Below are 25,929 nucleotides of genomic sequence, written 5' to 3' on the forward strand. Positions count from 1 at the left end.
CGCCCATGCCGCAAGGCCGTGACACCCCTTGCGGCGCATGATAGGCGTTCGGAAAAGCGTTACGAGCGTGCAACAAGGGAGGGTCAATATGGCGAAATTTTTCGGAAATCTGAACGCGGTGCTGGGCGTGGGCGTGCTCGCGCTGCTGGCCGTGCTGTTCGGCGTGCAGGGCATGTACGACAACAATGCCTTTTTCCGCTTCCTCCATGTGATTTCGGGGGTCATGTGGATCGGGCATCTCTATTATTTCAACTTCACCCAGATCCCGACCATGCCCAAGGTGCCCGCAGAGCTGAAGCCGGGCGTGTCGAAATATATCGCGCCCGCAGCCTTGTTCTGGTTCCGCTGGGGTGCGGTGGCGACGGTCGTGACGGGGATCATCGTCATGATCCAGGCGGGCTATGCGCACCAGGCCTTCACGCTGCAATCGCCCTTCCGCACGATCGGCATCGGCATGTGGCTGGCGCTGATCATGGCCTTCAACGTATGGGTTATCATCTGGCCCAATCAGAAGAAGGCGCTTGGACTGGTCGAGGCCGATGACGCGACCAAGGCGAAGGCAGCGACGACCGCGATGATGTTCTCGCGGACCAACACGCTGCTCTCGATCCCGATGCTTTACTGCATGATCACCGCAGAATCGGGCTTCTAATCGCTATCGTCAGGCGGCGCGCTTGTCGGGCCGCCTGACCAGCACCAGCGCGATCGCAACCGCGATCGCCCCCATCAGATCGAGCGTCCCAAGCCGCTCGCCATAGGCGAGCCAGCCGATCGTTGCGGTGATGACGGGCTGGATCAGCAGCGCAAGGCCGATGATGAGCGGCGAGAGATGGCCGAGCGCATAGATCACGAGTCCCTGACCGATCACCTGACTGACGATCGCGAGCCCGATCAGCGGGCTCCAGTCGTGCGGCCAGATCGCCTCGCCGAAAAGCACCGCGAAAAGCAGCAAGGGCGCGATACCCCCGATCGTTGAAAATGTCAGCGCCGTCACCGGCCCCATGACCATCCGCGCGCGCGTCATCGCGATGAAGTAGAAGGTATAGAGCACGCCCGCAAAAAGGCAGAGCAGATCGCCGATCAGATTCCGGGACGACAGTTCATAGGATCGCCCCATCAGCAGTGCCGCGCCGAAGGCGGCGAGAAACAGGGCCACGGCCTGCGAGCGATTGGGCCAGGCGCGCGCGACGAGGAATCCGTAGATCGGGAACATCAGGCTGGTCGAGTTGCCGAACAGCGTCGCATTGGCGAGCTTGGTCTGAAGAATGCCGAAGTGCCAGCTTGCCAGATCGCCTGCGAAGAACAGCCCCGAAAGCGCCATCGTGCCCCAGAGCGCCAGCCCCATGCGCGGCACGCGTTCGTCGAGCATACGCATCGCGACAAGCAGAAAGGGCACCGCGAGCGTCAGCCGCCAGAAGGCCGAAGCGGTAGGCCCGACATCGGCGAGGCGGACGAACCACGGCCCGAAGGCCAGACAGATGTTGGAAAGCATCAGCGCAGCAAAGGCGCGACGCGGCGCCCCAACTTGTTTTGCAACGGTGGAAGAAAAACTTTTGGGCGTCGACTCGTGCATAGCCCGCCTTAGGCGGCGTGGACGAATTTGATCCAAAGCCGGATGGCAGCGAGATGGACCATGCCGAGGAAACTTGAGGGCGTTTGATCGTAGCGGGTGGCGACGGCACGATTGATTTTCAGCTTGCCGAACATTCGCTCAATGCCGTTTCGCTGCCTGTAGAGCTGCCGATCGTGCTCGATCCTTTCTCGGCGATTGGAGCGCGCCGGGATGACAGCCTGTATGCTGCGGCTCGCGAGATCGGCGCGAATGGCGTTGGTGTCGTAGCCTTTGTCGGCCAGCAGAGCCGCCGGAGCGCGGTCCGGCAGGCGGATCAGCGTGTCATAGGCCGTGCAGTCGGCGGCTTCACCACCAGTCAGGTGGAAGGCGACGGGGCGTCCTCGGGCATCAGCCAGACAGTGAAGCTTACTGGTGAACCCGCCCCGCGAGCGGCCAAGAGCGCGTCGACAAGTCCCCCTTTTCCGCCCGCTGCCGAGACATGGGCGCGAAGGGTGGTGCTGTCGATGCTGTAGTGTCCGGTGTCGGCCATGATCTCGGCAAGCGTCACCGACACGGCCTCCCAGACCCCGGCCTCGCTCCAACGACGGAACCGCCGGTAGATCGTGTTCCAATTGCCGTATTTTGGCGGGACATCGCGCCAAGCAGTCCCACAGCGCAGCCGCCAGAGTATGCCGTTGACTATCGAGAGATTCTGCTCAGGCCTGCGGCCGCGCCCTCGGTTCTCTGGCTCGATCGGCAGCAGACCCTTCAGAACGCGCCATTCTGCTTCGCTCAGATCGCCCCGGCTCAAACCTGCCTCCAAAAGGCAGCCTTGAATCAACCCACACCGTCCACGTCAACCAATTCGTCCACGCCGCCTAGCGTCCTATCTCCGTCCAGTCGCGTTTCAAAGAAGGACTGAATTTCATGCCAAGTCTTTTCGATCCCATAAATCTCGGCGCGGTCGCCGCGCCCAACCGCATCCTCATGGCGCCGCTGACGCGCGCCCGTGCGACGCGCGCGCACGTGCCGACCGAGATCATGAAGACCTATTATGCGCAGCGCGCGAGCGCCGGGCTCATCATCTCGGAAGCGACCGGGATCAGCCAGCAAGGCCTTGGCTGGCCTTATGCGCCGGGACTGTGGAATGCCGAGCAGACCGAAGGCTGGAAGCCCGTGACCGAAGCGGTGCATCAGGCGGGCGGACATATCTTCGCCCAGCTCTGGCATATGGGGCGCGTCGTCCATTCGAGCTTCAACAATGGCGCGGTCGGCGTCTCGGCTTCGGCGACCACGGCACCGGGCAATGCGCACACCTATGACGGGCGCCAGCCTTATGAGCAGGCCCGTCCGCTCGCGCTTGCCGAGATTCCGGAGATCGTCGCCGACTATGTCCGCGCCGCACGCAACGCGCGCGCAGCGGGCTTTGACGGCGTCCAGATCCACGCGGCGAACGGCTATCTGATCGACCAGTTCCTGCGCGACAACAGCAACCACCGCGACGATGAATATGGCGGCGCACCTGAAAACCGCATCCGCCTTCTGCGCGAGGTTACCGAGGCCGTCGCGGGCGAAATCGGCGCCGGCCGCACGGCAATCCGGCTCTCACCCAATGGCGACACGCAGGGCGTTCAGGACAGCGATCCGGAAAGCGTCTTTGTGCCCGCCGCAAAGCTGCTGAGCGATATCGGCATCGCCTTTCTCGAACTGCGCGAGCCCGGCCCCGAAGGCACTTTCGGGCGTACTGATCAGCCCAGGGTCTCGCCCGCCATCCGGCCGGTGTTCAAAGGTCCGCTGGTGCTCAATTCGGACTTCGGGCTCGCCGGGGCGCAGGCGGCGCTGGACGCGAACCTCGCCGATGCGATCTCGTTCGGGCGCACCTTCATCGCCAATCCCGACCTGCCGCTGAGGCTTGCCGAGAAACTGCCGCTTAACAGCGACGAGATGACGACCTGGTACAGCCAGGGAGCCGAGGGCTATATCGACTACCCCTTTGCGCGCGCCGGCGCCCAGGCTTCAGCCTAACAGAGCGAGGAAGCGCGCCGCGGCCATGAATTCGGCCCGGCGCGCTTCCTGCGCCTGAAGCGCGAGCGCGTCCTCGCCCCATTGTTCGGCCTGCCAGCGTTCATCGACGGTGACAGCCTGCCAGACCGCATCGGCGCTCACCGCGCCTTCGGCGAGCGCGAGCGCGGCGACCAGTGATCCGGTGATCGTCACCAGCGGCGACAAGCCTGCCAGATGAAAGGCGCTGCGCGCCCGGGTGGCGGCAGCGAGCCGTTCGAGCGTTGCCGCGGGCTGGGGCGTGTGGATGATCCCCGTCGCGACGGCAAAGACAATGTCGTACCGGTTGGCCGCCCAGTCGAGGAGCGGATCCCACGCATCAGTCTGGCGCGCCACGAGCGGCGCGGGGCCTTCGGCGCGGTAACAGAGCAGGTCGCTCTCGCCATAGATCGACAGCCCTGCCGCAAAGCCGGAAGCATCGGGGGCGATCCGGTCGATCGCGGCATTGGACAAACCCGTGAACCGCATTACGCGCGGGTCGATATCGTCGCCCTGTTCCATCCATTCGCACGTAATCGCGTCGGCGAGCGCGCGCGTCGGCACCGTCAGAGCGGCGCGACCCGGCGTCCGCACCGGACGACCGTCGAGCACGATGCCGAACCCGCCCTCCGCATCAATCACCGATGCCTGTTTGTAGAACCGCTTCATTGCGCAGGGGGCGTCCGCCAGCGGCGCGCCAGCGCGCGCGGGACAAGCACGATATCGACCAGCCCGACCACGACCAGCACATAGCCGATTAAAGGTGGAATGTTCTCGAACCGGCCCGCGGTGACGACGATGCCGAAAAAGACCATCAGCGCGCCGGCAATCCGGGCGAAGGTCATGATGAAGTAGCGCGTGCGCGCCAGCGCCTCGGCCTGGTCGGATGTCATGCGAACTCCTTGAGATGCATCGGGATCGCCGCGGGCTCATGCGCGATCCGGTGCGCACCCGCGACGCTCAGCTCTTCGGGTGCGTGATAACCCCAGGCGACCCCCAATGCATGCGCCTCGGCCGCGCGGCCCATGAGCATGTCGAAGCTCGTGTCGCCGATCATCACCGTCGTCTCGGGCGAGGCGCCGGCTTCGGCGATTGCCGCCTCGATCATCGCGGGATGGGGTTTGGAGGGGTGGCGATCGGCGGTCTGGAGCGTCACGAAGCGATGCTTCAATCCGTGATGCTCGAGGCAGAGCGCGAGGCCGCGATCGGACTTGCCCGTGGCGACGCCAAGCAACCAGCCGTCAGCATCGAGCGCCTCGATCGCCTCGGCTATGCCCTCGAACAACGGCTCGTCCACGAGACCCTTGCCCCTGAGCGCGTGGAAGGCGCGCTTGTAATCGTCGGCCAGCGCATGATGGAGCGCGGCATCGGCATCGGGCAGCAGTTCAGCAAGCGCCTGAGGCAGGCTCAACCCGACGATGCGGCGGATCGCGGCGCGATCGGGGGGGATAAGCCGCGCCTGGTCGAAGCAATGTTCCATCGCCACGCAGATATTGGCCTGGCTGTCGACGAGCGTGCCGTCACAATCGAAGAGCGCGAGGCGGTTGATCACAGTGGCATCTCACGCATGAGATGCGCCATCGCGCGATTGCCAGCCATCTCGAGCGCATCCGCCGCAGCGTTGCGCGCAGCCGCGGGCTTGTTCTGCCCGAGTTTCTTGGTCCCGCGCCACGCGGTGATCTCAAGCGTATAGCCGGTGATGGCACCAAGCATCTTGTCGACCAGCCCCGGTGTCATCTTGGCTGGGGTCCATGTGGGTTTCGGCGCGAGCCGGGCCTCATGCACGCCCGAGAGCCTGTCTATCTGCTCGACAAGCTGCTCGCGCTCCATCTTGCGGACCTGGCCTTCGAGCTCGACCGCCAGATAATTCCAGGTCGGCACCTGATCTTCCATCCCGTACCAGTCGGGGCTGATATAAGCCTCGGGACCCTGCACCACATACAGCGCGGTCGCGCCGTCAAGATGGCGCGCAATGCCGTTGCCGCGCGCGACGTGAAAGCCCAGCGTCGCGTCGTCGAGGAAGACGGTGGGGACATGCGCGACGCGCGGACCATCGGGGGTAGCCGCGAACAATGCGCCAAACCCGATCTCGGTCACGAAGCCGCGCAGCGCGTCGCGGTCCTCCCAGCGAAATTGCGGATTGGGGTGCATCAGTCGCGCCCCCGTCCGCGCCTCTCGCCCTTGCGTTCCTTGCGCTTGTCCTTTGCGATGGCGGCCGCCTTGCGGCGCTTGCCCTCGGGCGTTTCGGAGAATTTGACCTCGTCGATCGTCAGTGCCTCGGCGAGCACGGGATCGAAGCCGAGCGTGTCGATGCTCTCGGCGAAATGCCGCGGCAGCTCCGCGGTGACATCGACCTGACCGCCATCGGGGTGATCGATGCGGATACGGCGCGCGTGCAGATGCATCTTGCGGCTGACCCCGCCCGTGAGGAAGGCTTCCTTGCCGCCATATTTGCCGTCGCCGACGATCGGATGGCCGATCGCCGCCATGTGGACTCGGAGCTGATGCGTGCGGCCCGTGAAGGGCTGGAGTTCGATCCAGGCCGCGCGATTGCCGGCGCGCTCGATCACGCGGTAGCGCGTGCGCGCGGGCAGCCCCTCTTTCTCGTCGACGTGCATTTTTTCGCCGCCCGTTCCGGGCTGCTTGGCGAGCGGCAGTTCGATCATGCCGTCATCGATATCGGGCACGCCGACCACGAGCGCCCAATAGACCTTGCGCGCGGTGCGGCTCGAAAAGCTCTTGGCGAAACTGGCCGCGGCGCGTGACGAACGCGCGAGCAGCAAGGCGCCGCTCGTATCCTTGTCGAGCCGGTGGACGAGCTTGGGGCGCCCCTCGGCCTCGAAGGCGAGCGCGTCGAGCAGTCCGTCGACATGCTCGTCGGTCTTGGTGCCGCCCTGTGTCGCGAGGCCCGGCGGCTTGTTGATCACCAGCGCCGAACGATCCTTGTGGATGACGAGCGACTGGGCATAGGCCATCTGGTCTTCGCTGAGCTCGGGGCGCTCGCGCCTGGTTTTGGGCTTCGCGGTCTCGGCCTTGGCGGGTTCGGCCGGGGGCACGCGCAGCACCTGCCCCGCCTCGATCCGGTCACCCGGCGTGGCGCGCTTGCCGTCGATGCGGAGCTGCCCCGTGCGCGCCCAGCGCGAAACCAGATTGAAGCTGACATCGGGCATGTGGCGCTTGAACCAGCGGTCGAGCCGGATGCCGTCATCGTCATGCGCGACGGTGAACTGGCGGACATCGGTGGGAATATTATTGGTCATGCGAACGCCCTTACCATCCAGAGCCCCGCAAACAGAGCAACGATCGAACCAATCACCGAAACGAGCGCATAAATCGTCGCTCCGGCAAGCGCGCCACGCTCGATCATGTTCGCGGCGTCAAGGCTGAACGCGGAAAAGGTGGTGAAGCCGCCGAGCAGCCCGATGCCGATCAGATACCGATATCCCTCTGCCCCCTGCCCGAAGCGCGCGAGCAGGCCGGCAAGCAGCCCCATGGCGAAGCCACCGACAAGGTTCACGATCAGCGTGCCCCAGGGATAATGAGGACCGAACTGCTGGAGCGTCAGCCGGCCGACGCCAAAGCGCGCCGCGCTGCCGAGCGCGCCGCCGAGCATGACAAGAAGGAGATTCCGCATGGGGCGCCCTTAGCCGAAAAGCGCCCGTGATTGCACCTATTGTATCGCGGCGCGCCTCAGCGGCCGATATTGGCGATCAGATCGACCTCGGTGCCGCCCTTGGGCAGCGCGCGGGCGAGGAGATAATAGGCGCCGCCGTCGCGGTCGCGCGTGCCGCCGAGAATGTGCTCCTGCCCCTCGCGGACATGTTCGGCGGTGAAGCCGGCGGCGGTCGCGCGGGTATAGTAAAAGTCGATCACCTGGCCGATGTCCGCCGCGGTTGCGAAGGTGATGGCGCGCGCGCGGCAACCCGCGGCGTCCTTGCCCGCGGCCTCGCTGACGCGCGCCTGCGGAAAGAGCGGGAGGTCGGCGGGCAGCTTCGCCGCCCATGCCGCATTATAGCCAAGCCCCGACATGCACCCCGCCTTGCCGCCATCGGCTTTCGCGGCGGCGAGCGTCGCAGGCGCCACCGGATCGGGGGTGGCCTTGGCCGCGGGCGCGCGCTTGAGCGTTCCGAGTTCGGCGGCGCTGGGTCTGGGCCCCGGCACGGCCACCGCGCCGGCGCGCCTGGGATCGACCACGATCTGATCCTTGAGCGCGCCCGCGAGCGCGGGGTCGGTGACATTGCCCGCCAGGCTGTTGTCGAGCTTCGCAAGCTCGGCCTGATCGGGCTCGTCATTGCATGCGCCAAGCGCCAGCAGCGCGGCCAGCAGGAGCGTTGACGTGGAAAGCGTAATTCGGGTCATCGGCATTGATCCTCGTTCTGATGCGAGCTTACGCCGGGCGAGAGTAAAGAAAGAACAGCGAAAACTGGTTAATTTCGGCGCGTTACGATGACCTCTGTACGAAAACGGGACAGCGCGGAGCTGTCGCGGCCATATTGGCATCGTAACAAAAGCAGGATATGTAATGATGTATCATCATAAGGAGGATGCCACGCGTCGTCGCACCGTCTTTGCCGCTCCCGCTCAACCGCCGCTGATGAAGGATCTCAACACGACGCCGCTGATCGACGTGATGCTCGTGCTGCTCGTGATGTTCATCATGGTCATCCCGATTCAACTGCATAAGGTTCCTGTCGAACTGCCATCGGGCAAGGGCACCGACGCCGCGCGTCCCATCCACCGGCTCGAGATCACGGCGGGCAATACGCTGCTGTGGGACGGTCAACCCGTCAGCGAGGCCGCGCTTCCAGCCCGGCTTTCAGCGCTGACGCGCGATCCCGCGGGCCCTGTGCTGCACGTCGCGGCGGACGGGGCGGCGCGCTACGAAATCTTCGACCGCACGCTGGCGACGGTGAAGCAGGCGGGGATCACGCGGCTCGGCATGGTGGGCAATGAGCGTTACCTGGACAGCCTAGGTCCGCGCTAGATGGTGTGGACAGTTATCACAGCCATCCGCCAGAGCTTCGCTCGTTTCCGAACATTGCCGGAAAGGTGACTGGTGCCCAGAAGAGGACTCGAACCTCCACGCCCTTGCGAGCGCCAGCACCTGAAGCTGGTGCGTCTACCAATTCCGCCATCTGGGCACGGGGTAGGCGGCGCGGATAGACGGGGTTATCGATGCTTGTCAACACGGGGTTTAGGGGGCATTGCCGCGACAGCAAAATAAACCCTGAGGACGTGAGTGATGGACCGGCTGGTTGTGATGTTCGGCGGCAGCGGCTTTCTCGGCCGCTATATCGCGCAGGAGCTGCTTGGCAGCGGCGCACGCGTGCGCTTTGCCGAGCGCGACCCCAGGCGCGCCTGGTATCTGAAGCCGCTCGGAAATCTGGGACAAACGCAGTTCGTCGCCGCCGACGTGACGCACAAGGACAGCGTCGCGCGCGCAGTGCAGGGCGCCGATGCGGTGATCAATCTGGTCGGAATCCTGTCGGGCAAGTTCGACAAGGTACATGTCGAGGGCGCGCGCAATGTCGCCGAGGCCGCGGCTGCCGCGGGGGTCGCGACGTTCGTCCATATGTCGGCGATCGGTGCGAGCGCACAAGCCGAATCGGCCTATGGCCGCACCAAGGGACTGGGCGAGGAAGCGGTGCGCAAGGCCTTCCCGGCCGCGACGATCCTGCGCCCCTCGATCGTCTTCGGGCGCGAGGACAATTTCATCAACCGCTTCGCGGGGCTCATCCGCGCGCTGCCCGTGCTGCCGGTGATTCGGAGCCAGGCGAAGTTCCAGCCGGTCTATGCGGGCGATATCGCGCGGGCAGCGGCGAAGGCGCTGCTTGAGGACGGGCATGCCGGCAAGGCCTATGAACTTGGCGGGCCGCATGTGCTCACCATGGGCGAGCTCAATGCCTGGATCGCGAAGGAAACCGGCCGCCATCCGCTGGTGGCGGACGTGCCCGATGCGCTGGCTGGAGCCATGGCGCGGTTCGCCGGCTGGCTGCCGGGCGCGCCGATTACCTGGGATCAGTGGCTTATGCTGCAGAAGGACAATGTCGCCGCGGATACGGCCGAGGGGCTGGGTGCCTTCGGCATCACCCCCACGCCGCTTGCCGCGGTCGCGCCGGGCTGGCTCGTCCAATATCGTCGCCACGGCCGTTTCGCGGGCGTGAAGGGCGCGGCCTGACAGCGCCACATCCGTTCGGGCTGAGCCTGTCGAAGCCCTTTCCTTCCTTCGTTCCCGCAAAAAAAGAACGAAAGCCCTTCGACAGGCTCAGGGCGAGCGGCAGAGTGAAAGCGTAGCGCCCCATGACCTCCTCCGAAATCCTGACCTATATCCTGCTCGGCATCATCGAGGGGTTGACCGAGTTCCTCCCCGTTTCTTCGACCGGTCACCTGATCCTCGCCAGCGCGCTATTGGGCTTCGAGGGCGAATCCTCGGTCGCGTTCAAGATCGCGATCCAGCTCGGCGCGATCCTCGCGGTGCTCGTCGCCTATTGGGGGCGCTTCTGGAATATCGGCAAGGGGCTGCTGGTCGCGGACAAGGGCGCGGTCGCGTTCACGCGCAACATCATCATCGGCTTCCTGCCCGCGATGGCGATCGGCGTCGTCGCCTATGATGCGATCCGCGCTGCGATCCAGACGCCGATCATCGTTGCGGTCATGCTGGTGCTCGGCGGCATTGCGATCCTCATGATCGAGCGGATGGTAAAGCACGTTCGCTTCGACAGCGTCGAGGCAATGCCGACCTGGACCGCGATACGGATCGGCCTAGTCCAGTGCCTTGCCATGGTGCCGGGCGTCAGCCGCTCGGGCGCGACGATCATGGGCGCGCTGCTGATGGGGGTCGAGCGCAAGACCGCCGCCGAGTTCAGCTTCTTCCTCGCGGTGCCGACGATGCTCGGCGCGACCGTCTATGCGCTATGGAAGGATCGCGCGCTGCTCAGTGTCGATGATCTGGGCGCGATCGCGATCGGCTTCACCTGCGCCTTCCTGGTCGCGCTCGCGATCGTCAAAGCCTTTGTCGCGGTCGTCTCGCGCTACGGTTTTGCGCCGTTCGCCTGGTACCGAATCGTCCTTGGCAGCATCGCCTTCGTCTGGCTTTTGATGAGATAGAACCGTATCGGCCGTAATATTCTAACGCTCAAGCCTAATTTCCCTCCGGGCGAGCCAAAAACACGGTAAAGAACGTCAGTATTGTTGTCTTAAATTGCAGAATCCACGTGACTCTGCGGTTTCTTCGGCTATCGGAACCTTGTGCAACGGAGGGTGACGATGGCCGAGCAGGCGATGCTGAAATTCGTGGGAACGGGGCAAGCCTATCCCGAAAAGCGTGCGGCCGAGCTGCGCGCCGAGGATTTCGAGGAAATTGCGAAGCGCTACGAGACCGCGAAGGCGGAGGAACAGGCCTCGCGCTGCTCGCAGTGCGGCGTGCCCTATTGCTCGGTGCATTGCCCGCTGCACAACCATATTCCCGACTGGCTGCGCCTCACCGCCGAAGGCCGGCTGCGCGAGGCGTTCGAGCTGTCCAACTCCACCTCGACCATGCCCGAGATCTGCGGCCGTATCTGCCCGCAGGACCGGCTGTGCGAGGGTAATTGCGTCATCGAATTCTCGGGCCACGGCGCGGTCACGATCGGCTCGGTCGAAAAGTTCATCACCGACACCGCCTGGGAAGAAGGCTGGGTCGAGCCGCTCGTCGCCGGCAAGGCCACCGGCCAGTCGATCGGCGTGATCGGCGCAGGGCCTGCGGGGCTCACGGCCGCCGAATATCTGCGCGCTGCGGGGCATGAGGTGCATGTCTATGACCGGCACGACCGCATGGGCGGACTGCTCGTCTACGGCATCCCCGGCTTCAAGCTCGAAAAGCCGATCGTCAAGCGCCGCATCAAGCGGCTCGAGGACGGCGGCATCGTCTTCCACCGCGGCTTCGAGGTCAGCCGCGACGCGACGCTCGAGCAGCTCCGCGAACGCCACGACGCGCTGCTGATCGCGACGGGCGTCTACAAGGCGCGCGCGATCAAGGCGCCCGGCGTCGGCGCGCCGGGCGTGGTCGAATCGCTCGACTATCTGATCGCCTCCAATCGCAAGAGCTTCGGCGACGCCGTCCCCGAATTCGAAAGCGGCGCGCTCAATGCCGCGGGCAAGAATGTCGTCGTCATCGGCGGCGGCGACACCGCGATGGACTGCGTCCGCACCGCGGTCCGCCAAGGCGCGAAGTCAGTGAAATGCCTCTACCGCCGCGACCGCGCCAACATGCCGGGCTCGCAGAACGAGGTGAAGAACGCCGAGGAAGAGGGCGTCGAGTTCGTCTGGCTCTCCGCCCCCGAGGCGTTCGACGGCACCGAGGCCGTCTCGGGCGTCCGCGCGACGAAAATGCGTCTCGGTCAGGCCGACGCCTCGGGCAGGCGGGCTCCCGAGCCCGATCCCGGCAGCGAGTTCCGCCTCGACGCCGATCTCGTCATCAAGGCGCTTGGCTTCGACCCCGAGGAACTGCCCAGACTTTTCGGTGCGGCGGACCTTTCGGTCACGCGCTGGGGCACGCTGCGCGTCGATCACAAGAGCATGATGACCAACATGGACGGCGTTTTCGCCGCGGGCGACATCGTGCGCGGCGCCAGCCTCGTCGTATGGGCGATCCGCGACGGCCGCGACGTGGCCGATCATATGCACAGCTATCTGAAGGCGAAAGGCAAGGTCGCGCCTGCGAAAGCTCTGGAGGCGGCATGATCTGGCTCGCTCTTCTCGCATCGACTGCGGCAACCGCGAGCGAGGCTCCCATTGCCGCGCCCCAGGTGGCGAGCAAGGCAGAACCGACGCAGGATTTTGCAGCCGTGGAAGCCGCTGTGCGGCTGCTCAGGTCGCAAGACTATGAAAAGCAAATGGAAGAAGCGGCATTGCGCAGCGCGAACGCCAGCTTCGACACGATGTTTGAACACTATGCGCAAGAGGGTTCGGCGCTTCCCGCGGATCTCGTAGACGAGATCAGGCTGGTGATCCTCAACAATACGCGCGATCTGGTCGAAGAGATGAAGAAGACTGCGCTGAACGATGCCGCCGCCATTTATGCCCGTTATTTCACGGCGGCCGAGATCAACGAACTGATGGCGCTTCAATCGCATCCTGTGATGAAGAAGGTGCAACAGGTCACGCGCCGAATGATGCCGGAGCTCATGCAAATCGGCCTCAAGACGGCGGCTGCCCGTCAGGTTGAGCTGAAAGCGAAGATCGCCGAGACCATAGAATCGTGGCAAGCGCGCCAACCCAATGAGAGTGACAAGTCATGACGTACGCCATGGAATCCGAGCGCGAACGCATCGCCCGCGAGGGCATGTACCGCCCCGAATTCGAATCCGATGCCTGCGGCGTCGGCCTTGTCGCCGCGACCGATGGCAAGCCCTCGCGGCGCGTCGTCGCCTCGGCGATTGACGCGCTGAAAGCGGTTTGGCACCGCGGTGCCGTAGACGCCGATGGCAAGACCGGCGACGGCGCGGGCCTCCATGTCGACATCCCCGCGCGCTTCTTCGACGACGCGATCGTCGATGGCGGGCACAAGCCCATGCCCAACCGTCTTGCGGTCGGCATGATCTTCCTGCCGCGCACCGACCTCTCCGCGCAGGAGACCTGTCGCACGATCGTCGAGAGCGAGGTCATCGACGCGGGCTACACCATCTATGGCTGGCGCCAGGTTCCCGTCGACGTCTCGGTGATCGGCCGCAAGGCGCAGGAAACGCGCCCCGAGATCGAGCAGATCATGATCGCAGGCCCGTTGCCCGACGCGGTCGACGCCGCCGAGTTCGAGAAGAATCTCTATCTCGTGCGCCGCCGCATCGAGAAGAAGGTGATCGAGGCGCAGATTTCGGGCTTCTATATCTGTTCGCTGTCGTGCCAGTCGATCATCTACAAGGGGCTGTTTCTCGCGGAATCGCTGTCGGTCTTCTATCCCGACCTCGTTGACGAGCGTTTCGAGAGCCGCGTCGCGATCTTCCACCAGCGCTATTCGACCAATACCTTCCCGCAATGGTGGCTGGCGCAGCCCTTCCGCTGCCTTGCGCATAATGGCGAGATCAACACGATCCGCGGCAACAAGAACTGGATGAAGAGCCACGAGATCAAGATGGCCTCGATCGCGTTCGGCGAGCATAGCGAGGACATCAAGCCCGTCATCCCCGCCGGAGCGTCGGATACCGCCGCGCTCGATGCGGTGTTCGAGGCGATCTGCCGCTCGGGCCGCGACGCGCCGACCGCCAAGCTGATGCTCGTCCCCGAGGCGTGGCAGCACGACCCCGAGATGCCCGAAACGCATCGCTCGATGTACCAGTATCTGGCAAGTGTGATGGAGCCGTGGGACGGCCCCGCCGCGCTGGCGATGACCGACGGCCGCTGGGTGGTCGCGGGCATGGACCGCAACGCGCTCCGTCCGCTGCGCTTCACGCGCACGATCGACAATCTGCTGATCGTCGGTTCCGAGGCGGGCATGGTCGTCGTGCCCGAAAGCTCGGTGGTCCAGAAGGGCCGCCTCGGCCCCGGCCAGATGATCGCGGTCGATCTCGATGCGGGGGTTCTGCTCGAGGATCTCGCGGTCAAGGACCGGATCTCGGGTGAGCTGCCCTATGCGCAGATGGTCGGCAACTTCCTGAGCATCGAGGATCTGCCCGCGCCCGCCCACGCCACGCCGCAATGGGATCGCGCCGAACTCACACGCCGTCAGGTCGCGGCGGGGCAGACGCTCGAGGACATGGAGCTGATCCTCTCGCCGATGGTCGAGGACGCCAAGGAGGCGGTGGGCTCGATGGGCGATGACACGCCGCTTGCCGTCATCTCGGACAAGCCGCGTCTGATCAGCCAGTTCTTCCGCCAGAACTTCAGCCAAGTCACCAACCCGCCGATCGACAGCCTGCGCGAAACGCAGGTGATGAGCCTCAAGACGCGCTTCGGCAACCTTGCCAACATTCTCGACCGCGAGGCGCAGAATGACGGCGTGCTCGTGCTCGACTCGCCCGTCCTCACATGTGCCGAGTGGCACAGGTTGAGGGCGCATTTCGGTGCACAGACCGCCGAGATCGACTGCACCTTCGAAACCGGCGGCGGGCAGGAAAGTCTGCGCGCGGCAATCGCGCGAATCCGCGCCGAGGCTGAACAGGCGGTGCGCGAGGGGCGTTCGGAAATCTTCCTGACCGACGAGAATGTCGGGCCCGATCGTGTCGCAATCGCGGGCGTCCTCGCCGTCGCGGCGGTCCACACGCACCTCGTGCGCAAGGGGCTGCGCTCCTACGCCTCGGTCAACGTCCGCACCGCCGAATGCCTTGACACGCATTATTATGCGGTGCTGATCGGCGTCGGCGCGACCACGGTGAACGCCTATCTGGCCGAGGCCGCGATCGCGGATCGTCAGGCGCGCGGCCTGTTCGGCGACTACAGCCTCGAGCAATGCCTCAAGCGCCACAAAAAGGCGGTCGACGACGGCCTTTTGAAGATCATGTCGAAGATGGGGATCGCGGTGATCTCGAGCTATCGCGGCGGCTACAACTTCGAGGCCGTCGGCCTGTCGCGCGCGCTGGTCAACGATTTCTTCCCGGGCATGCCCGCCAAGATTTCGGGCGAGGGGTATTCGTCGCTCCACCTCAACGCGATGATGCGCCACCAGGCGGCGTACGACAAGGCAGTGGTGACGCTGCCGATCGGCGGCTTCTATCGCCAGCGCAATGGCGGCGAGACGCATGCCTATTCGGCCCAGCTCATGCACCTGCTCCAGACCGCGGTCTCGACCGACAGCTATTCGACCTATCTCCAGTTCGCGCGCGGCGTGCGCGATCTGCCGCCCGTCTACCTGCGCGATCTGCTCGAGTTCAACTTCACCAACGAGCCCGTGGCGATCGACAGCGTCGAGGCGATCACCGAGATCCGCAAGCGCTTCGTCACCCCCGGCATGTCGCTCGGTGCGCTCTCTCCCGAGGCACACGAGACGCTGGCGATCGCGATGAACCGCATCGGCGCCAAGGCCGTCTCGGGCGAGGGCGGCGAGGATTCGGCGCGCTACAAGCCCTATGCGAATGGCGACAACGCCAATTCGGTCATCAAGCAGATCGCGTCGGGCCGCTTCGGCGTCACCGCCGAATATCTGGGCGCATGCGAGGAGATCGAGATCAAGGTGGCGCAGGGCGCCAAGCCCGGCGAGGGCGGGCAGCTCCCCGGCTTCAAGGTCACCGAGTTCATCGCCAAGCTGCGCCATGCGACGCCGGGCGTGACGCTGATCTCGCCGCCGCCGCATCACGACATCTATTCGATCGAGGATCTGGCGCAGCTCATCTACGACCTCAAGCAGATCAACCCGCGCGCGCGCGTCTGCGTCAAGCTCGTCTCCTCCGCGGGCATTGGCACGGTGGCCGCGGGCGTCGCAAAAGCCCATGCCGACGTCATCCTCGTCGCGGGCCATGTCGGTGGCACCGGCGCTTCGCCCCAGACCTCGGTCAAATATGCGGGCACGCCTTGGGAAATGGGCCTCTCCGAGGTCAATCAGGTGCTGACGCTCAACGGGCTTCGCCACCGCGTGAAGCTTCGCACCGATGGCGGCCTCAAGACCGGGCGCGACATCGTTGTCGCCGCGATCCTCGGCGCCGAGGAATTCGGCATCGGCACGCTTTCGCTGGTCGCGATGGGCTGCATCATGGTGCGCCAGTGCCATTCGAACACCTGCCCCGTCGGCGTCTGCACGCAGGACGAGAAGCTTCGGCAGAAGTTCGTCGGCACGCCCGAAAAGGTCATCAACCTGATGACCTTCATCGCCGAGGAAGTGCGCGAGATCCTGGCGCGGCTGGGTTATCGCTCGCTCGACGAGATCATCGGCCGCACCGAGCTGCTCCGGCAGGTCAGCCGCGGCGCCGAGCATCTCGACGATCTCGATCTCAACCCGATCCTCGCCAAGGTCGACGCGGACGACAATCTGCGCCGCTTCAACCTGCCCACATTCCGCAACGAGGTGCCCGACAGCCTTGACGCGCAGATGATCGCCGATGCCAAGGCGGTGTTCGAGCGTCGCGAGAAGATGCAACTCACCTACAATGTCCGCAACACGCACCGTGCGGTGGGCACGCGCTTCTCGGCGGAGATCACGCGGCTCTACGGCATGTCCGCGGTCAATGACGGGCACGTGCATGTCCGGCTGCGCGGCTCGGCGGGTCAGTCGCTTGGCGCGTTCCTGTGCAAGGGCATCACGCTCGAGGTGTTCGGGGACGCCAACGACTATGTGGGCAAGGGGCTTTCGGGCGGCATCGTCACGGTGCGCCCCACGGTCAGCTCGCCGCTCGACAGCCACGCCAATACGATCATCGGCAACACCGTCCTTTACGGAGCAACCTCGGGCAAGCTGTTCGCGGCGGGGCAGGCGGGCGAGCGCTTCGCGGTCCGCAATTCGGGCGCGGAGGTCGTGGTCGAGGGCTGCGGCGCCAATGGCTGCGAATATATGACGGGCGGCGTCGCCGTCATTCTCGGCAAGGTCGGCGCCAATTTCGGTGCGGGCATGACGGGCGGCATGGCCTTCATCCTCGACGAGGACGGTCATTTCGAACGCCGCGCCAACCCCGACAGCATCGTCTGGCAGAGCGTCGACTCGGCCTATTGGGAAGCCAAGCTCAAGTCGCTCATCGCCGAGCATGCGGTCGCGACCGACAGCAAATGGTCTAACGCGATCCTCGACGACTGGGATCGCAGGCGGCACCAGTTCTGGCAGGTGTGTCCGAAGGAAATGCTGTCGCGGCTCGACTATCCGCTCAGCGATGCGCCAGCGGAGGTTGCGGCGGAATAGGCACGGAACCCGTTCAGCCTGGACTCATTTTACACTCTGTAGGTGTCCAGGCTGTACCCGCGCGTGCTCCGCGCGTCTGGAGGATTGCGATGCGTTATTTCGTGCTCGGCCTTGTTGCGCTGGCCTTCACCGCGCCCGTCCAGGCGCGCGACCATGATCGTGCGCCCGAAGCGGAAATCGCCGAGAAGATGAACGATCCGGTGATGCAGGATCGCGTCGCGGGCGCGATGTTGGGCGTAATGGGCGCGGTGCTCGATATGCGCATCGGAGAAATCGAGCGCGCGATCGACCCGAGTTCGCCCACGCCGCGCGACGAGACGCTGCGCGACCGGGCGGAACGCGACGACCCGTATTTCGAGGAGCGGATGGTAGGTCGCACGCGCGCAATGACTGGAACGATGGGCGCGATGGCTACGCAGATGGCGGTGATGATGCCCGAGTTTCGCAGGATGATGGCGGAAATGGCTGGCCGCATGGCCGATATCGGCAGCACCGTGTCGATCCCTGATTACGAAGACGACTGGGACGACTGACGTCTCTTGCCGTCGCCCCAGCGCAGGCTGGGGCCCAGACGATATTTCCGATCTCGTCGATGTAACCAGCACCGCTTGGGCCCCAGCCTGCGCTGGGGCGACAGTGACTGCTAAATTCCTGCTGCGCCGCATCAAAGGGTGGACGGACTCGCCCGCCACGCTAAAGTCGCGCCTCCATGTGGCATCTCTTCCAGTTCCCGCTCTGTCCCTTTTCGCGCAAGGTCCGTCTTCTTCTCGGTGAGAAGGGGGTCGGCTATGAACTCGTGCGCGAATCCCCGTGGCAGCGCCGCGACGAATTCATCGACATGAACCCCACGGGGCAAACTCCGGTGATGACGCAGGCCGACCGCGACCTGATCCTGATCGATTCCTCGGCGATCTGCGAATATTTCGAGGAAACGACGGACAAGGCGCAACTCATCGGCGGCACCGCCGCCAACCGCGCCGAGGTGCGCCGGCTGGTGTCATGGTTCGATCACCAGTTTTACGGCGACGTCGTCGCCCCGCTGATGCACGAGCGCATGAAAAAGCGCCTCGTCGACCGCGCCGCGCCCGACGCGCGCATCCTGCGCGAGGCGATGAAGAACGCGCACAGCCATTTTGACTATCTCGACTATCTGCTCGACCACCGCACATGGCTCGCGGGCGCGACGCTCAGCCTCGCCGATCTGGCGGCGGCGGCGCATATCTCGGTCGCCGATTATCTGGGCGGGATCGACTTCAAGGGGCATGAACTGGTCAAGCGCTGGTATGCGGGCCTGAAATCGCGCCCCAGCTTCCGCCCGCTGCTCTCCGAGCGGATGGAGGTCATCAAGCCCCCCGAGCATTACGACAAGGTCGACTTCTGAGGCCGCTCGGCTAGGTTGCAGCCGAACAGCGGGGAGCATAGTGATGGCGAGGCTTGTATCGGGTTTCAGGATGGCGGCGCTGGTCGGCGCACTCGGCCTGAGCGCCGGCGCATGGGCAGGTCCGGTCGAATATTACCCGACGGGTGCGCCGCCTTCTGCGCGTCCCTTCTCGGAAGCCGTCCGCGTCGACGACATTCTCTACCTCTCAGGCGAGATCGGTACCACCGAGAGCGGCGCGCTCGCCTCCGGCGGGCTGCCGGGCGAGGCCAGGCAGGTAATGGAGAATATCGGCGCCAAGCTCCGCAAGCGCGGCCTCGGCTTCGACGATGTCTTCAAGTGCACCGTCATGCTCGCCGACATCACGCGCTGGGCCGAGTTCAATGCGGTTTACATCAATTATTTCAAGCCCGGCCGACTGCCCGCGCGCAGCGCGTTCGGCGCCAACGGTCTTGCGTTGGGCGCCGCGGTCGAGCTCGAATGCTCGGCGAAATTTCCCGATTGACGCAGAACAGGCAATTCTAACGATCAAGGTCTGATCGAGCGGATCTTTTTTCTTACTTATCAACGACGACCACCGCTCGCGTCATGAGATACAGGTCCATCCCCGGCGCGAATCCCGCGGGCCGGATCGACTGCGTGCGGAAGCCGAGCCGTTCGAAGAAACCTGCGCTGTGTTGCGTCGTCTCAAGGCTGATCGTGTCCGCTGCGCCCGTCGCCGCTATGCGCGCTATGCGTTCTTCGGCGAGCATACGGCCGAATCCGGCGCGATGCCTGTCGCGCGCCACCATGCCCCAGCAGAATTCGGCCAGCCGTTTCTCCGGTATGATCGCGAATCCGCCGCATCCGACGATCGTGCCGCGATCTTCCACGACCAGATAGCGTTCGGGCAGATCGTCGAGAAATGCCTCGAAATCTGCGCGTTCGCTGACATGGAAATATTCCGGGACATTGCCGTCGAACAGCGTGAGGCACATTGCGCGATCCTCCGCGCGATAGCCCCGTATCATCGTCACCCGGCGTGCACAGCCGTCACGAAATAATCGAGCGCCTTGTTCTCGCTCAGCTTGAAACCGTGCGTCGGCGAAAAGCTCATGCCTGTCACGTCGATCACCTTGAGCCCCGCCGCCTCGACCAGCCCGGTCAGCTCTTCGGGGGTCAGGAACTTGCCCCAGTCGTGCGTGCCCCTGGGAATCCGCCCCGTCCCCTCGGCAATCGTGATCATCGCGAGGTGCGACAGGCTCGTTCGGTTCGGGGTGGACAGGATCATCAGTCCGCCTGGCGCCAGCGCGCCGGCGAGCCCCTCTACAAACGCCCTGGGATCGGTCACATGCTCGATCACCTCAAGCGAGGTGATGAGGTCGAAGCGGCGCACGCCGAGCGTTTCTATCCCGCCCTGTTCATAAGCCACGGCAAGCCCCGACCGGTCGGCATGATGCCGCGCCACCGCGACATTTTCGGCGGCCGCGTCGATCCCCGTCACTGCCGCGCCCAGTCGCGCCAGCGGCTCGCACAACAGCCCCGCGCCGCATCCCATGTCGAGCGCGGTCTTGCCAGCAAGAGGCCGCCGGTCATGCTCGTCGAGCTGCCAGTGCCAGTCGGCCATGTCGCGGATATAGTGAAGGCGCACCGGGTTCATCCGGTGGAGCATCGCCGAGGAGCCCTTGGGATCCCACCATTCGGCCGCCATCTGCCCGAAATGAGCGGCCTCTTTCGGGTCGATCGTAGTTGCGTTTGCCATATCTCGACCCTATCAGGGCCGCGCCCTTTGACCAAAGGGCTTTTCAGGGAATTTCCGGGAAGTCTCAATGGCCCGTATTGTAATGAAATTCGGCGGAACCTCGATGGCGGGCATCGAAAGGATTCGCAACGTCGCGCAGCGCGTGAAACACGAGGTTGACGCGGGCAACGAGGTCGCCGTCGTCGTCTCGGCGATGGCGGGCGAGACCGACCGGCTCGTCAATTTCTGCCGCGAGGCGAGCTCGCTTTACGACACGCGCGAATATGACGTCGTGGTCGCAGCGGGCGAGCAGGTGACAAGCGGGCTACTCGCGATCACGCTCGAGGCGCTTGGAGTCCGCGCACGGAGCTGGCTCGGCTGGCAGTTGCCCATCCGCACCAATGATGCGCATGCTTCTGCCCGCATCGAGACGATCGATACCGAGGCGCTGATCGCCGCAATGGCGGGCGGACAGGTCGCGGTCATTCCGGGTTTTCAGGGCATGGCCGGCGACGGCCGCGTGACCACGCTCGGCCGCGGCGGATCGGACACATCGGCGGTTGCGGTGGCCGCGGCGGTCAAGGCCGATCGCTGCGATATCTACACCGATGTCGACGGCGTCTACACCACCGATCCGCGCATCGTGCCGCGCGCGCGCAAGCTGAAAAAGGTCACCTACGAGGAAATGCTCGAGCTTGCGAGCGTCGGCGCCAAGGTGCTCCAGACGCGTTCTGTCGGGCTCGCGATGAAGGAGAAGGTGCGCGTTCAGGTGCTCTCCTCCTTCGAGGATCCGACCGATGACGAACTGCCGGGGACGATGATCGTCGGCGATGACGAAATTGAGGAAAACGAGATGGAACGCCAACGCATCACCGGCATCGCGCTCGACAAGAACGAGGCCAAGATCACGCTCACCGATGTGCCCGACCGGCCCGGTGCGGTCGCCTCGATCTTCGGCCCGCTCGCCGATGCCAACATCAATGTCGACGTGATCGTGCAGAATATCGCGCATGAGACGGGCTCGACCGATGTTACCTTTACGGTCCCCGGCGCCGAGCTGGCGCGCGCGATCGACGCGCTCGAAAAGGCGAAGAACACGATCGGCTATGCCGAGCTGAAGCACGACACCAAGATCTGCAAGGTCTCGATCGTCGGCGTCGGCATGCGCAGCCATGCGGGCGTCGCCTCGACGATGTTCAAGGCGCTGGCCGATCGCGGCATCAACATCCAGGCGATCGCGACGTCGGAGATCAAGGTCTCGGTCCTGATCGAGGAGGATTATGCCGAGCTCGCGGTGCGCGTGCTGCACACGGCTTACGGCCTCGACGGCCCGGAGCCCCTGGAAGCGTGAGCATCGGTCAGGAACGCCTCGCGCGCCGCATGGCGCGCGGCGCCGAGTTTCTCGGTTGCGACATCGCGATCCTCGGCGGCGCGATGAGCTGGATTTCGGAGCGTCATCTCGTTTCGGCGATTTCCAATGCCGGCGGCTTCGGCGTGATCGCGTGCGGCGCGATGAGCCCGGAGCTGCTCGACACCGAGATTGCCGAGACGAAGAAGCGGACCGACAAGCCGTTCGGCGTCAATCTCATCACCATGCATCCGCAGCTTTTCGACCTGATCGAGGTCTGCGCCCGGCACAAGGTCAGCCATGTGGTGCTCGCGGGCGGGCTGCCGCCGGCGGGCGGGCTCGATGCGATCAAGGCCAGCGGGGCAAAGGTCATCTGCTTCGCGCCCGCGCTCGCGCTGGCGAAAAAGCTGATCCGTTCGGGCGTCGACGCACTGGTGATCGAGGGGATGGAGGCGGGCGGCCATATCGGCCCCGTGTCGACCTCGGTGCTTGCACAGGAAATGCTCCCCGAGATCGCCGATCAGCTTCCCGTCTTCGTCGCAGGCGGCATCGGCAAGGGTCAGCTTATTGCGGGCTATCTGGAAATGGGCGCCGCGGGCGTCCAACTCGGCACGCGCTTCGTCTGCGCGACCGAATGCATCGCGCATCCCAATTTCAAAAAAGCCTTTATCCGCGCTTCGGCGCGCGATGCGATCGCCAGCGTCCAGATCGATCCGCGCCTGCCCGTGATCCCCGTGCGCGCGCTCCGCAATGCCGAGATGGAGGCATTCGCCGCCAAGCAGCGCGAGGTTGCCCAGAAGCTCGACGACGGCAAGGTCGACATGGGCGCGGCGCAGCTCGAGATCGAGCATTACTGGGCGGGCGCGCTGCGCCGCGCGGTGATCGACGGCGATGTCGAAACGGGCTCGGTAATGGCGGGCCAGTCGGTCGGCATGGTCAAGGCCGAGGAGCCCGTCGCCGATATCATCGCGGCGCTGATGGCCGAAGCCGCCGAGGCGCTGGAGACGCGCGCGCACTGACGTTTTCTGCGTCGGTCTGCCAAGGAATATGGCGCGAACTGGTCAGGAGATGCCAGCTTTCGCTGGCATGACGCATTGGGAGGGGCTGGATGGAAACCGAAAGGGCCGGGCTTCCGATCATCGCTTTCGAGAATCTCGCGGCGTGGGAGGCGTGGCTTGCCGCGCAACCCGCGGACGCGTCCGGCCTCTGGATCAAGTTCGCCAAGGCGCATACGGGGATCGCCAGCGTCTCGAAGCAGGAAGCGATCGACGCCGCGCTCTGTCATGGCTGGATCGACGGGCAGCTCGACAAATATGACGCTGATCACTGACTGATCCGCTTCACCCCGCGAAAACCGCGCAGCAAATGGTCGGAAAGAAACCGCAAGCGCGCTGAGGCGCTTTTGGCAGATGGGCGCATCGCCCCGGGCGGTCTCGCCGAGATCGAACGTGCCAGGGCTGATGGTCGCTGGGCGGCCGCCTATGCACCGCAAAGCAGCGCAACCATAGCCGATGATCTGGCCGCCGCGTTCGCCGCTTCACCCGCCGCCGCGGCGTTTTTCGAGCGACTCGACGCCACCAACCGCTATGCCGTGCTTCACCGTGTCCACGACGCGAAGAAGGCGGAAACGCGTGCTGCGCGGATCGAAAAATTCGTCGCGATGCTCGTGCGCGGCGAAGCCATCTATCCACTGCGCGAAAAAGCGGGAAAAGCCTGAGCAAGGACATTGGAAAGCGCGGCGACTTTCTGATAGCCCTTTTTTACAATGGCCTCATCCGCACCGACCACATCCGCTGTCGCCTCCGCGCGCGAAATTCTCACCCGCCTCCACGATGTGATGGCGGCGCGCACCGGAGCGCAGGCCAAGCTCAACCAGGTCACCAACATCGTCGGCGAGGCGCTCGATAGTGAGGTCTGTTCGATCTATCTGCTGCGCGACGGCGTGCTCGAGCTGTTCGCGACACGCGGGCTGAAGCAGGAGGCGGTTCACGTCACCAAGCTGGCGTTCGGTGAGGGTCTGGTCGGCACGATCGCGGAAAATGTCGAGATGCTCAATCTCGACGAAGCCGCGGCGCACCCCGATTTCGCCTACAAGCCCGAGACGGGCGAGGAGCTGTTCCACAGCTTTGCGGGCGTGCCGATCGTTCGGCGCGAAGAGGCGGTTGGCGTCCTTTCGATCCAGCATGCCGAGCCACGCAAATATGACGATCTGGTGATCGAGGCGCTCCAGACCGTCGCGATGGTGCTCTCCGAACTGATCGCCAATGCCGGGCTGATCGACGAAAAGGCGGCCGCCGCGGGCCGCGTGCACAATACCGATCCGGTGCGGCTCACGGGCCTCAAGCTCGTCGACGGCATGGCGCGTGGTTTCGCGGTATATCACCAGCCGCGCATCACGATCGAACACACCGTCGCCGAGGACATCGAGGCGGAACGGCACCGCGTCTATTCGGCCTTCGACAAGATGCGCGAACAGATCGACCGCATGGCGAGCCAGGCCGAGTTCGGTGGCGGCGAGCACCAGGAAGTGCTCGAGATGTACAAGATGTTCGCCTATGACGAGGGCTGGTCGCGCCGGATCAACGAGGCGATCGACAGCGGGCTGACCGCCGAAGCGGCGATCGAGCGTGTCCAGCAGCGCACCCGCATGCGCATGCGCCAGATCGACGACCCGCTCCTCGCCGACCGGATGCACGATCTGGAGGATCTCTCCAATCGGCTGCTCCGCATCGTCTCCGGCCAGCTCGGCTCGGCCGCGCAGCTCGGGCTCAGGCAGGACACGATCCTGATCGCGCGCAACCTCGGCCCTGCCGAGCTGCTTGAATATGACCGCCGTCGCCTGAAGGGCGTGATCCTCGAGGAAGGGTCATTGACCGCGCACGTCATCATCGTCGCGCGTGCGATGGGCGTGCCCGTGCTCGGCCGCGTCACCAACGTCCGCCGCACGATCGGCGAGGGCGATCTTGTCCTGCTCGACGCGAGCCAGAGCGCGGTCTTCGTCCGCCCATCACCCTCGATGGAAGATGCCTTCGAGGGCAAGCTCGACGTCAGCCAGAAGCGCCGTGCCGCCTTTGCCGCGCTCAAGACCGAACCCTCGGTGACGAAGGACGGCGCGCACATCGCGCTGATGGTCAATGCCGGCCTGCGCGACGACGTCGCTGCGCTGGACATCACGGGCGCCGAGGGCATCGGGCTGTTCCGCACCGAGTTCCAGTTCCTCGTTTCGGCGACGCTGCCGCAGCGCGAGCGCCAGCAGCGGCTCTACCGCGACGTGCTCGAGGCCGCGGGCGACCGCCCCGTCATCTTCCGTACCGTCGATATCGGCGGCGACAAGGCGCTCCCCTATATGCGTCATGACGGCGAGCATGAGGAAAACCCGGCTATGGGCTGGCGTGCGCTGCGCGTCGCGCTCGATCGCAACGGGCTGATGAAGGCGCAGGCGCGCGCGCTTATCGAGGCGGGGGCGGGGCGTACGCTCCACATCATGTTCCCGATGGTGTCCGAACCCTGGGAGTTCGACGAGGCCAAGGCGCTGTTCGAGAAGCAACGCGACTGGGTCGCCTCGCGCGGGCGGATGCTGCCGAGCGCGATCCGTTACGGTGCGATGCTCGAGGTGCCCGCGCTCGCCGAGAGTCTCGACATCCTGCTGCCCCGGATCGATTTCCTCTCAATCGGCACCAACGATCTGACCCAGTTCCTGTTTGCAGCGGACCGCGCACATCCCAAGCTCGCGGAACGCTATGACTGGCTTTCGCCAGCGATCCTCCGCTTCCTCCGCCGCGTCGTGGCGCCCACCAAGGCCGCGGGCGTACCCATCGCGGTGTGTGGCGAGATGGGCGGACGGACGCTCGAGGCGATGGCGCTGATCGGGCTCGGGATCGAGCGGTTATCGATCACGCCCGCGGCGATCGGCCCGGTCAAGGCGATGCTGCGCTCGCTCGATCGGGGCGCCCTGCAGACTGCGCTTTCGGCCTGGCTCGACACGCCGCCGCCGAGCATGCGCGCCGCGCTTTCGGGATGGGCGGAGCAACACGGCGTCGAGCTTGCCTGAACACCCGAAAAAAGCTTGGCAATTGTGGGCGCGACGCATTGACAT

The 25,929-nt window shown here is 65.0% G+C and carries 27 protein-coding genes, 1 tRNA gene and 1 pseudogene; 16 read left to right on the forward strand and 13 right to left on the reverse strand.

Features of this window, described 5'->3' with window-relative positions; translation table 11 throughout:
* Positions 1-88: 88 nt before the first annotated feature.
* Complete coding sequence (locus tag D3876_RS06425; RefSeq protein WP_119760436.1) at positions 89-652, forward strand: urate hydroxylase PuuD; 564 nt, start codon at positions 89-91, stop codon at positions 650-652.
* Positions 653-661: 9 nt separating this feature from the next.
* On the opposite strand, the gene D3876_RS06430 is transcribed toward D3876_RS06425, so the two are convergent.
* The 3 genes and pseudogenes from D3876_RS06430 to D3876_RS20740 form a co-directional block, all read right to left on the reverse strand.
* Positions 662-1,573, reverse strand: a complete 912-nt coding sequence (locus D3876_RS06430) for a DMT family transporter (RefSeq protein WP_119760438.1) — start codon at positions 1,571-1,573, stop codon at positions 662-664.
* Positions 1,574-1,581: 8 nt separating this feature from the next.
* The gene (locus tag D3876_RS06435; RefSeq protein WP_338014295.1) at positions 1,582-2,214 is read right to left on the reverse strand and encodes an IS5 family transposase; all 633 of its coding nucleotides are present in this window, start codon (positions 2,212-2,214) and stop codon (positions 1,582-1,584) included.
* Positions 2,184-2,393: pseudogene (locus D3876_RS20740) on the reverse strand (transposase); the annotation flags it as partial. The pseudogene D3876_RS20740 and the gene D3876_RS06435, both read right to left, overlap by 31 nt.
* An 86-nt stretch (positions 2,394-2,479) precedes the next feature.
* Between D3876_RS20740 and D3876_RS06440 the strand changes: the two are divergent.
* Positions 2,480-3,577: an alkene reductase gene (locus D3876_RS06440; protein ID WP_119760439.1), complete on the forward strand. Its 1,098-nt coding sequence runs from the start codon at positions 2,480-2,482 to the stop codon at positions 3,575-3,577.
* Here D3876_RS06440 and D3876_RS06445 read toward each other — a convergent pair.
* The 7 genes from D3876_RS06445 to D3876_RS06475 are packed head-to-tail and all read right to left on the reverse strand — an operon-like array spanning position 3,569 to position 7,951.
* Positions 3,569-4,261, reverse strand: a complete 693-nt coding sequence (locus tag D3876_RS06445; protein WP_119760441.1) for an ATP12 family chaperone protein — start codon at positions 4,259-4,261, stop codon at positions 3,569-3,571. The two genes, D3876_RS06440 and D3876_RS06445, sit on opposite strands and share 9 nt — an antisense overlap.
* Positions 4,258-4,485 (reverse strand): hypothetical protein, encoded by a 228-nt coding sequence (locus D3876_RS06450; RefSeq protein ID WP_119760443.1) that lies wholly within the window; start codon positions 4,483-4,485, stop codon positions 4,258-4,260. Before D3876_RS06450 ends, D3876_RS06445 begins: the two co-directional genes overlap by 4 nt.
* Positions 4,482-5,144 carry an HAD-IA family hydrolase gene (locus D3876_RS06455; protein ID WP_182911894.1) on the reverse strand — a complete coding sequence of 221 codons (663 nt, stop codon included), beginning with the start codon at positions 5,142-5,144 and terminating at the stop codon, positions 4,482-4,484. The genes D3876_RS06450 and D3876_RS06455 overlap by 4 nt, the downstream gene beginning before the upstream one ends.
* Positions 5,141-5,743 (reverse strand): FMN-binding negative transcriptional regulator, encoded by a 603-nt coding sequence (locus D3876_RS06460; protein ID WP_119760445.1) that lies wholly within the window; start codon positions 5,741-5,743, stop codon positions 5,141-5,143. The genes D3876_RS06455 and D3876_RS06460 overlap by 4 nt, the downstream gene beginning before the upstream one ends.
* A complete protein-coding gene (locus D3876_RS06465; RefSeq protein ID WP_119760447.1) occupies positions 5,743-6,852 on the reverse strand; it encodes an RluA family pseudouridine synthase in 1,110 nt (369 codons plus the stop codon). The genes D3876_RS06460 and D3876_RS06465 overlap by 1 nt, the downstream gene beginning before the upstream one ends.
* Positions 6,849-7,226 carry a fluoride efflux transporter CrcB gene (crcB, locus tag D3876_RS06470; RefSeq protein ID WP_119760448.1) on the reverse strand — a complete coding sequence of 126 codons (378 nt, stop codon included), beginning with the start codon at positions 7,224-7,226 and terminating at the stop codon, positions 6,849-6,851. The genes D3876_RS06465 and crcB overlap by 4 nt, the downstream gene beginning before the upstream one ends.
* Before the next feature lie 56 nt (positions 7,227-7,282).
* Positions 7,283-7,951 carry a hypothetical protein gene (locus tag D3876_RS06475; RefSeq protein WP_147417598.1) on the reverse strand — a complete coding sequence of 223 codons (669 nt, stop codon included), beginning with the start codon at positions 7,949-7,951 and terminating at the stop codon, positions 7,283-7,285.
* A gap of 163 nt (positions 7,952-8,114) precedes the next feature.
* Here D3876_RS06475 and D3876_RS06480 point away from each other — a divergent pair, with 163 nt between their 5' ends.
* A complete protein-coding gene (locus tag D3876_RS06480) occupies positions 8,115-8,576 on the forward strand; it encodes an ExbD/TolR family protein (RefSeq protein WP_238475269.1) in 462 nt (153 codons plus the stop codon).
* Between the two features lie 70 nt (positions 8,577-8,646).
* Here D3876_RS06480 and D3876_RS06485 read toward each other — a convergent pair.
* A tRNA-Leu gene (locus D3876_RS06485) sits at positions 8,647-8,733 on the reverse strand.
* A gap of 101 nt (positions 8,734-8,834) precedes the next feature.
* Here D3876_RS06485 and D3876_RS06490 point away from each other — a divergent pair.
* The 8 genes from D3876_RS06490 to D3876_RS06525 all read left to right on the forward strand — a co-directional run bounded on the left by D3876_RS06490 (position 8,835) and on the right by D3876_RS06525 (position 19,270).
* Positions 8,835-9,770: a complex I NDUFA9 subunit family protein gene (locus D3876_RS06490; protein WP_182911895.1), complete on the forward strand. Its 936-nt coding sequence runs from the start codon at positions 8,835-8,837 to the stop codon at positions 9,768-9,770.
* 122 nt (positions 9,771-9,892) lie between these two features.
* Positions 9,893-10,699 (forward strand): undecaprenyl-diphosphate phosphatase, encoded by an 807-nt coding sequence (locus tag D3876_RS06495; protein ID WP_119760453.1) that lies wholly within the window; start codon positions 9,893-9,895, stop codon positions 10,697-10,699.
* A gap of 159 nt (positions 10,700-10,858) precedes the next feature.
* Entirely contained in the window at positions 10,859-12,313 is a 1,455-nt protein-coding gene (locus D3876_RS06500; protein WP_119760455.1) for an NAD(P)-dependent oxidoreductase, read from the forward strand.
* Positions 12,310-12,870: a DUF2059 domain-containing protein gene (locus tag D3876_RS06505; protein ID WP_182911896.1), complete on the forward strand. Its 561-nt coding sequence runs from the start codon at positions 12,310-12,312 to the stop codon at positions 12,868-12,870. The genes D3876_RS06500 and D3876_RS06505 overlap by 4 nt, the downstream gene beginning before the upstream one ends.
* Entirely contained in the window at positions 12,867-17,387 is a 4,521-nt protein-coding gene (gene gltB / locus D3876_RS06510) for a glutamate synthase large subunit (protein ID WP_119760458.1), read from the forward strand. Before D3876_RS06505 ends, gltB begins: the two co-directional genes overlap by 4 nt.
* An 89-nt stretch (positions 17,388-17,476) precedes the next feature.
* Entirely contained in the window at positions 17,477-17,920 is a 444-nt protein-coding gene (locus tag D3876_RS06515; RefSeq protein ID WP_119760460.1) for a hypothetical protein, read from the forward strand.
* A 176-nt stretch (positions 17,921-18,096) separates the two neighbouring features.
* Positions 18,097-18,768: a glutathione S-transferase family protein gene (locus D3876_RS06520; protein WP_119760461.1), complete on the forward strand. Its 672-nt coding sequence runs from the start codon at positions 18,097-18,099 to the stop codon at positions 18,766-18,768.
* Positions 18,769-18,811: 43 nt separating this feature from the next.
* On the forward strand, positions 18,812-19,270 hold the full coding sequence (locus D3876_RS06525; protein ID WP_220475419.1) for a RidA family protein: 459 nt from the start codon (positions 18,812-18,814) through the stop codon (positions 19,268-19,270).
* A gap of 52 nt (positions 19,271-19,322) precedes the next feature.
* On the opposite strand, the gene D3876_RS06530 is transcribed toward D3876_RS06525, so the two are convergent.
* Both D3876_RS06530 and ubiG read right to left on the reverse strand, forming a co-directional pair.
* A complete protein-coding gene (locus tag D3876_RS06530; protein ID WP_119760465.1) occupies positions 19,323-19,775 on the reverse strand; it encodes a GNAT family N-acetyltransferase in 453 nt (150 codons plus the stop codon).
* A 2-nt stretch (positions 19,776-19,777) separates the two neighbouring features.
* Positions 19,778-20,506 (reverse strand): bifunctional 2-polyprenyl-6-hydroxyphenol methylase/3-demethylubiquinol 3-O-methyltransferase UbiG, encoded by a 729-nt coding sequence (gene ubiG / locus D3876_RS06535; RefSeq protein WP_119760467.1) that lies wholly within the window; start codon positions 20,504-20,506, stop codon positions 19,778-19,780.
* 67 nt (positions 20,507-20,573) lie between these two features.
* Here ubiG and D3876_RS06540 point away from each other — a divergent pair, with 67 nt between their 5' ends.
* The 5 genes from D3876_RS06540 to ptsP all read left to right on the forward strand — a co-directional run bounded on the left by D3876_RS06540 (position 20,574) and on the right by ptsP (position 25,884).
* Positions 20,574-21,836 (forward strand): aspartate kinase, encoded by a 1,263-nt coding sequence (locus D3876_RS06540; protein WP_119760468.1) that lies wholly within the window; start codon positions 20,574-20,576, stop codon positions 21,834-21,836.
* Between the two features lie 29 nt (positions 21,837-21,865).
* A complete protein-coding gene (locus D3876_RS06545; RefSeq protein WP_182911924.1) occupies positions 21,866-22,852 on the forward strand; it encodes an NAD(P)H-dependent flavin oxidoreductase in 987 nt (328 codons plus the stop codon).
* An 89-nt stretch (positions 22,853-22,941) separates the two neighbouring features.
* Entirely contained in the window at positions 22,942-23,163 is a 222-nt protein-coding gene (locus tag D3876_RS20595; RefSeq protein WP_220475420.1) for a YdeI/OmpD-associated family protein, read from the forward strand.
* Positions 23,164-23,235: 72 nt separating this feature from the next.
* On the forward strand, positions 23,236-23,550 hold the full coding sequence (locus tag D3876_RS20600; RefSeq protein ID WP_238475270.1) for a YdeI/OmpD-associated family protein: 315 nt from the start codon (positions 23,236-23,238) through the stop codon (positions 23,548-23,550).
* 48 nt (positions 23,551-23,598) lie between these two features.
* A complete protein-coding gene (gene ptsP, locus D3876_RS06555) occupies positions 23,599-25,884 on the forward strand; it encodes a phosphoenolpyruvate--protein phosphotransferase (RefSeq protein WP_238475271.1) in 2,286 nt (761 codons plus the stop codon).
* Positions 25,885-25,929: the final 45 nt, after the last annotated feature.

It is taken from the genome of Sphingomonas cavernae, assembly GCF_003590775.1.
Classification (GTDB): domain Bacteria; phylum Pseudomonadota; class Alphaproteobacteria; order Sphingomonadales; family Sphingomonadaceae; genus Sphingobium_A; species Sphingobium_A cavernae.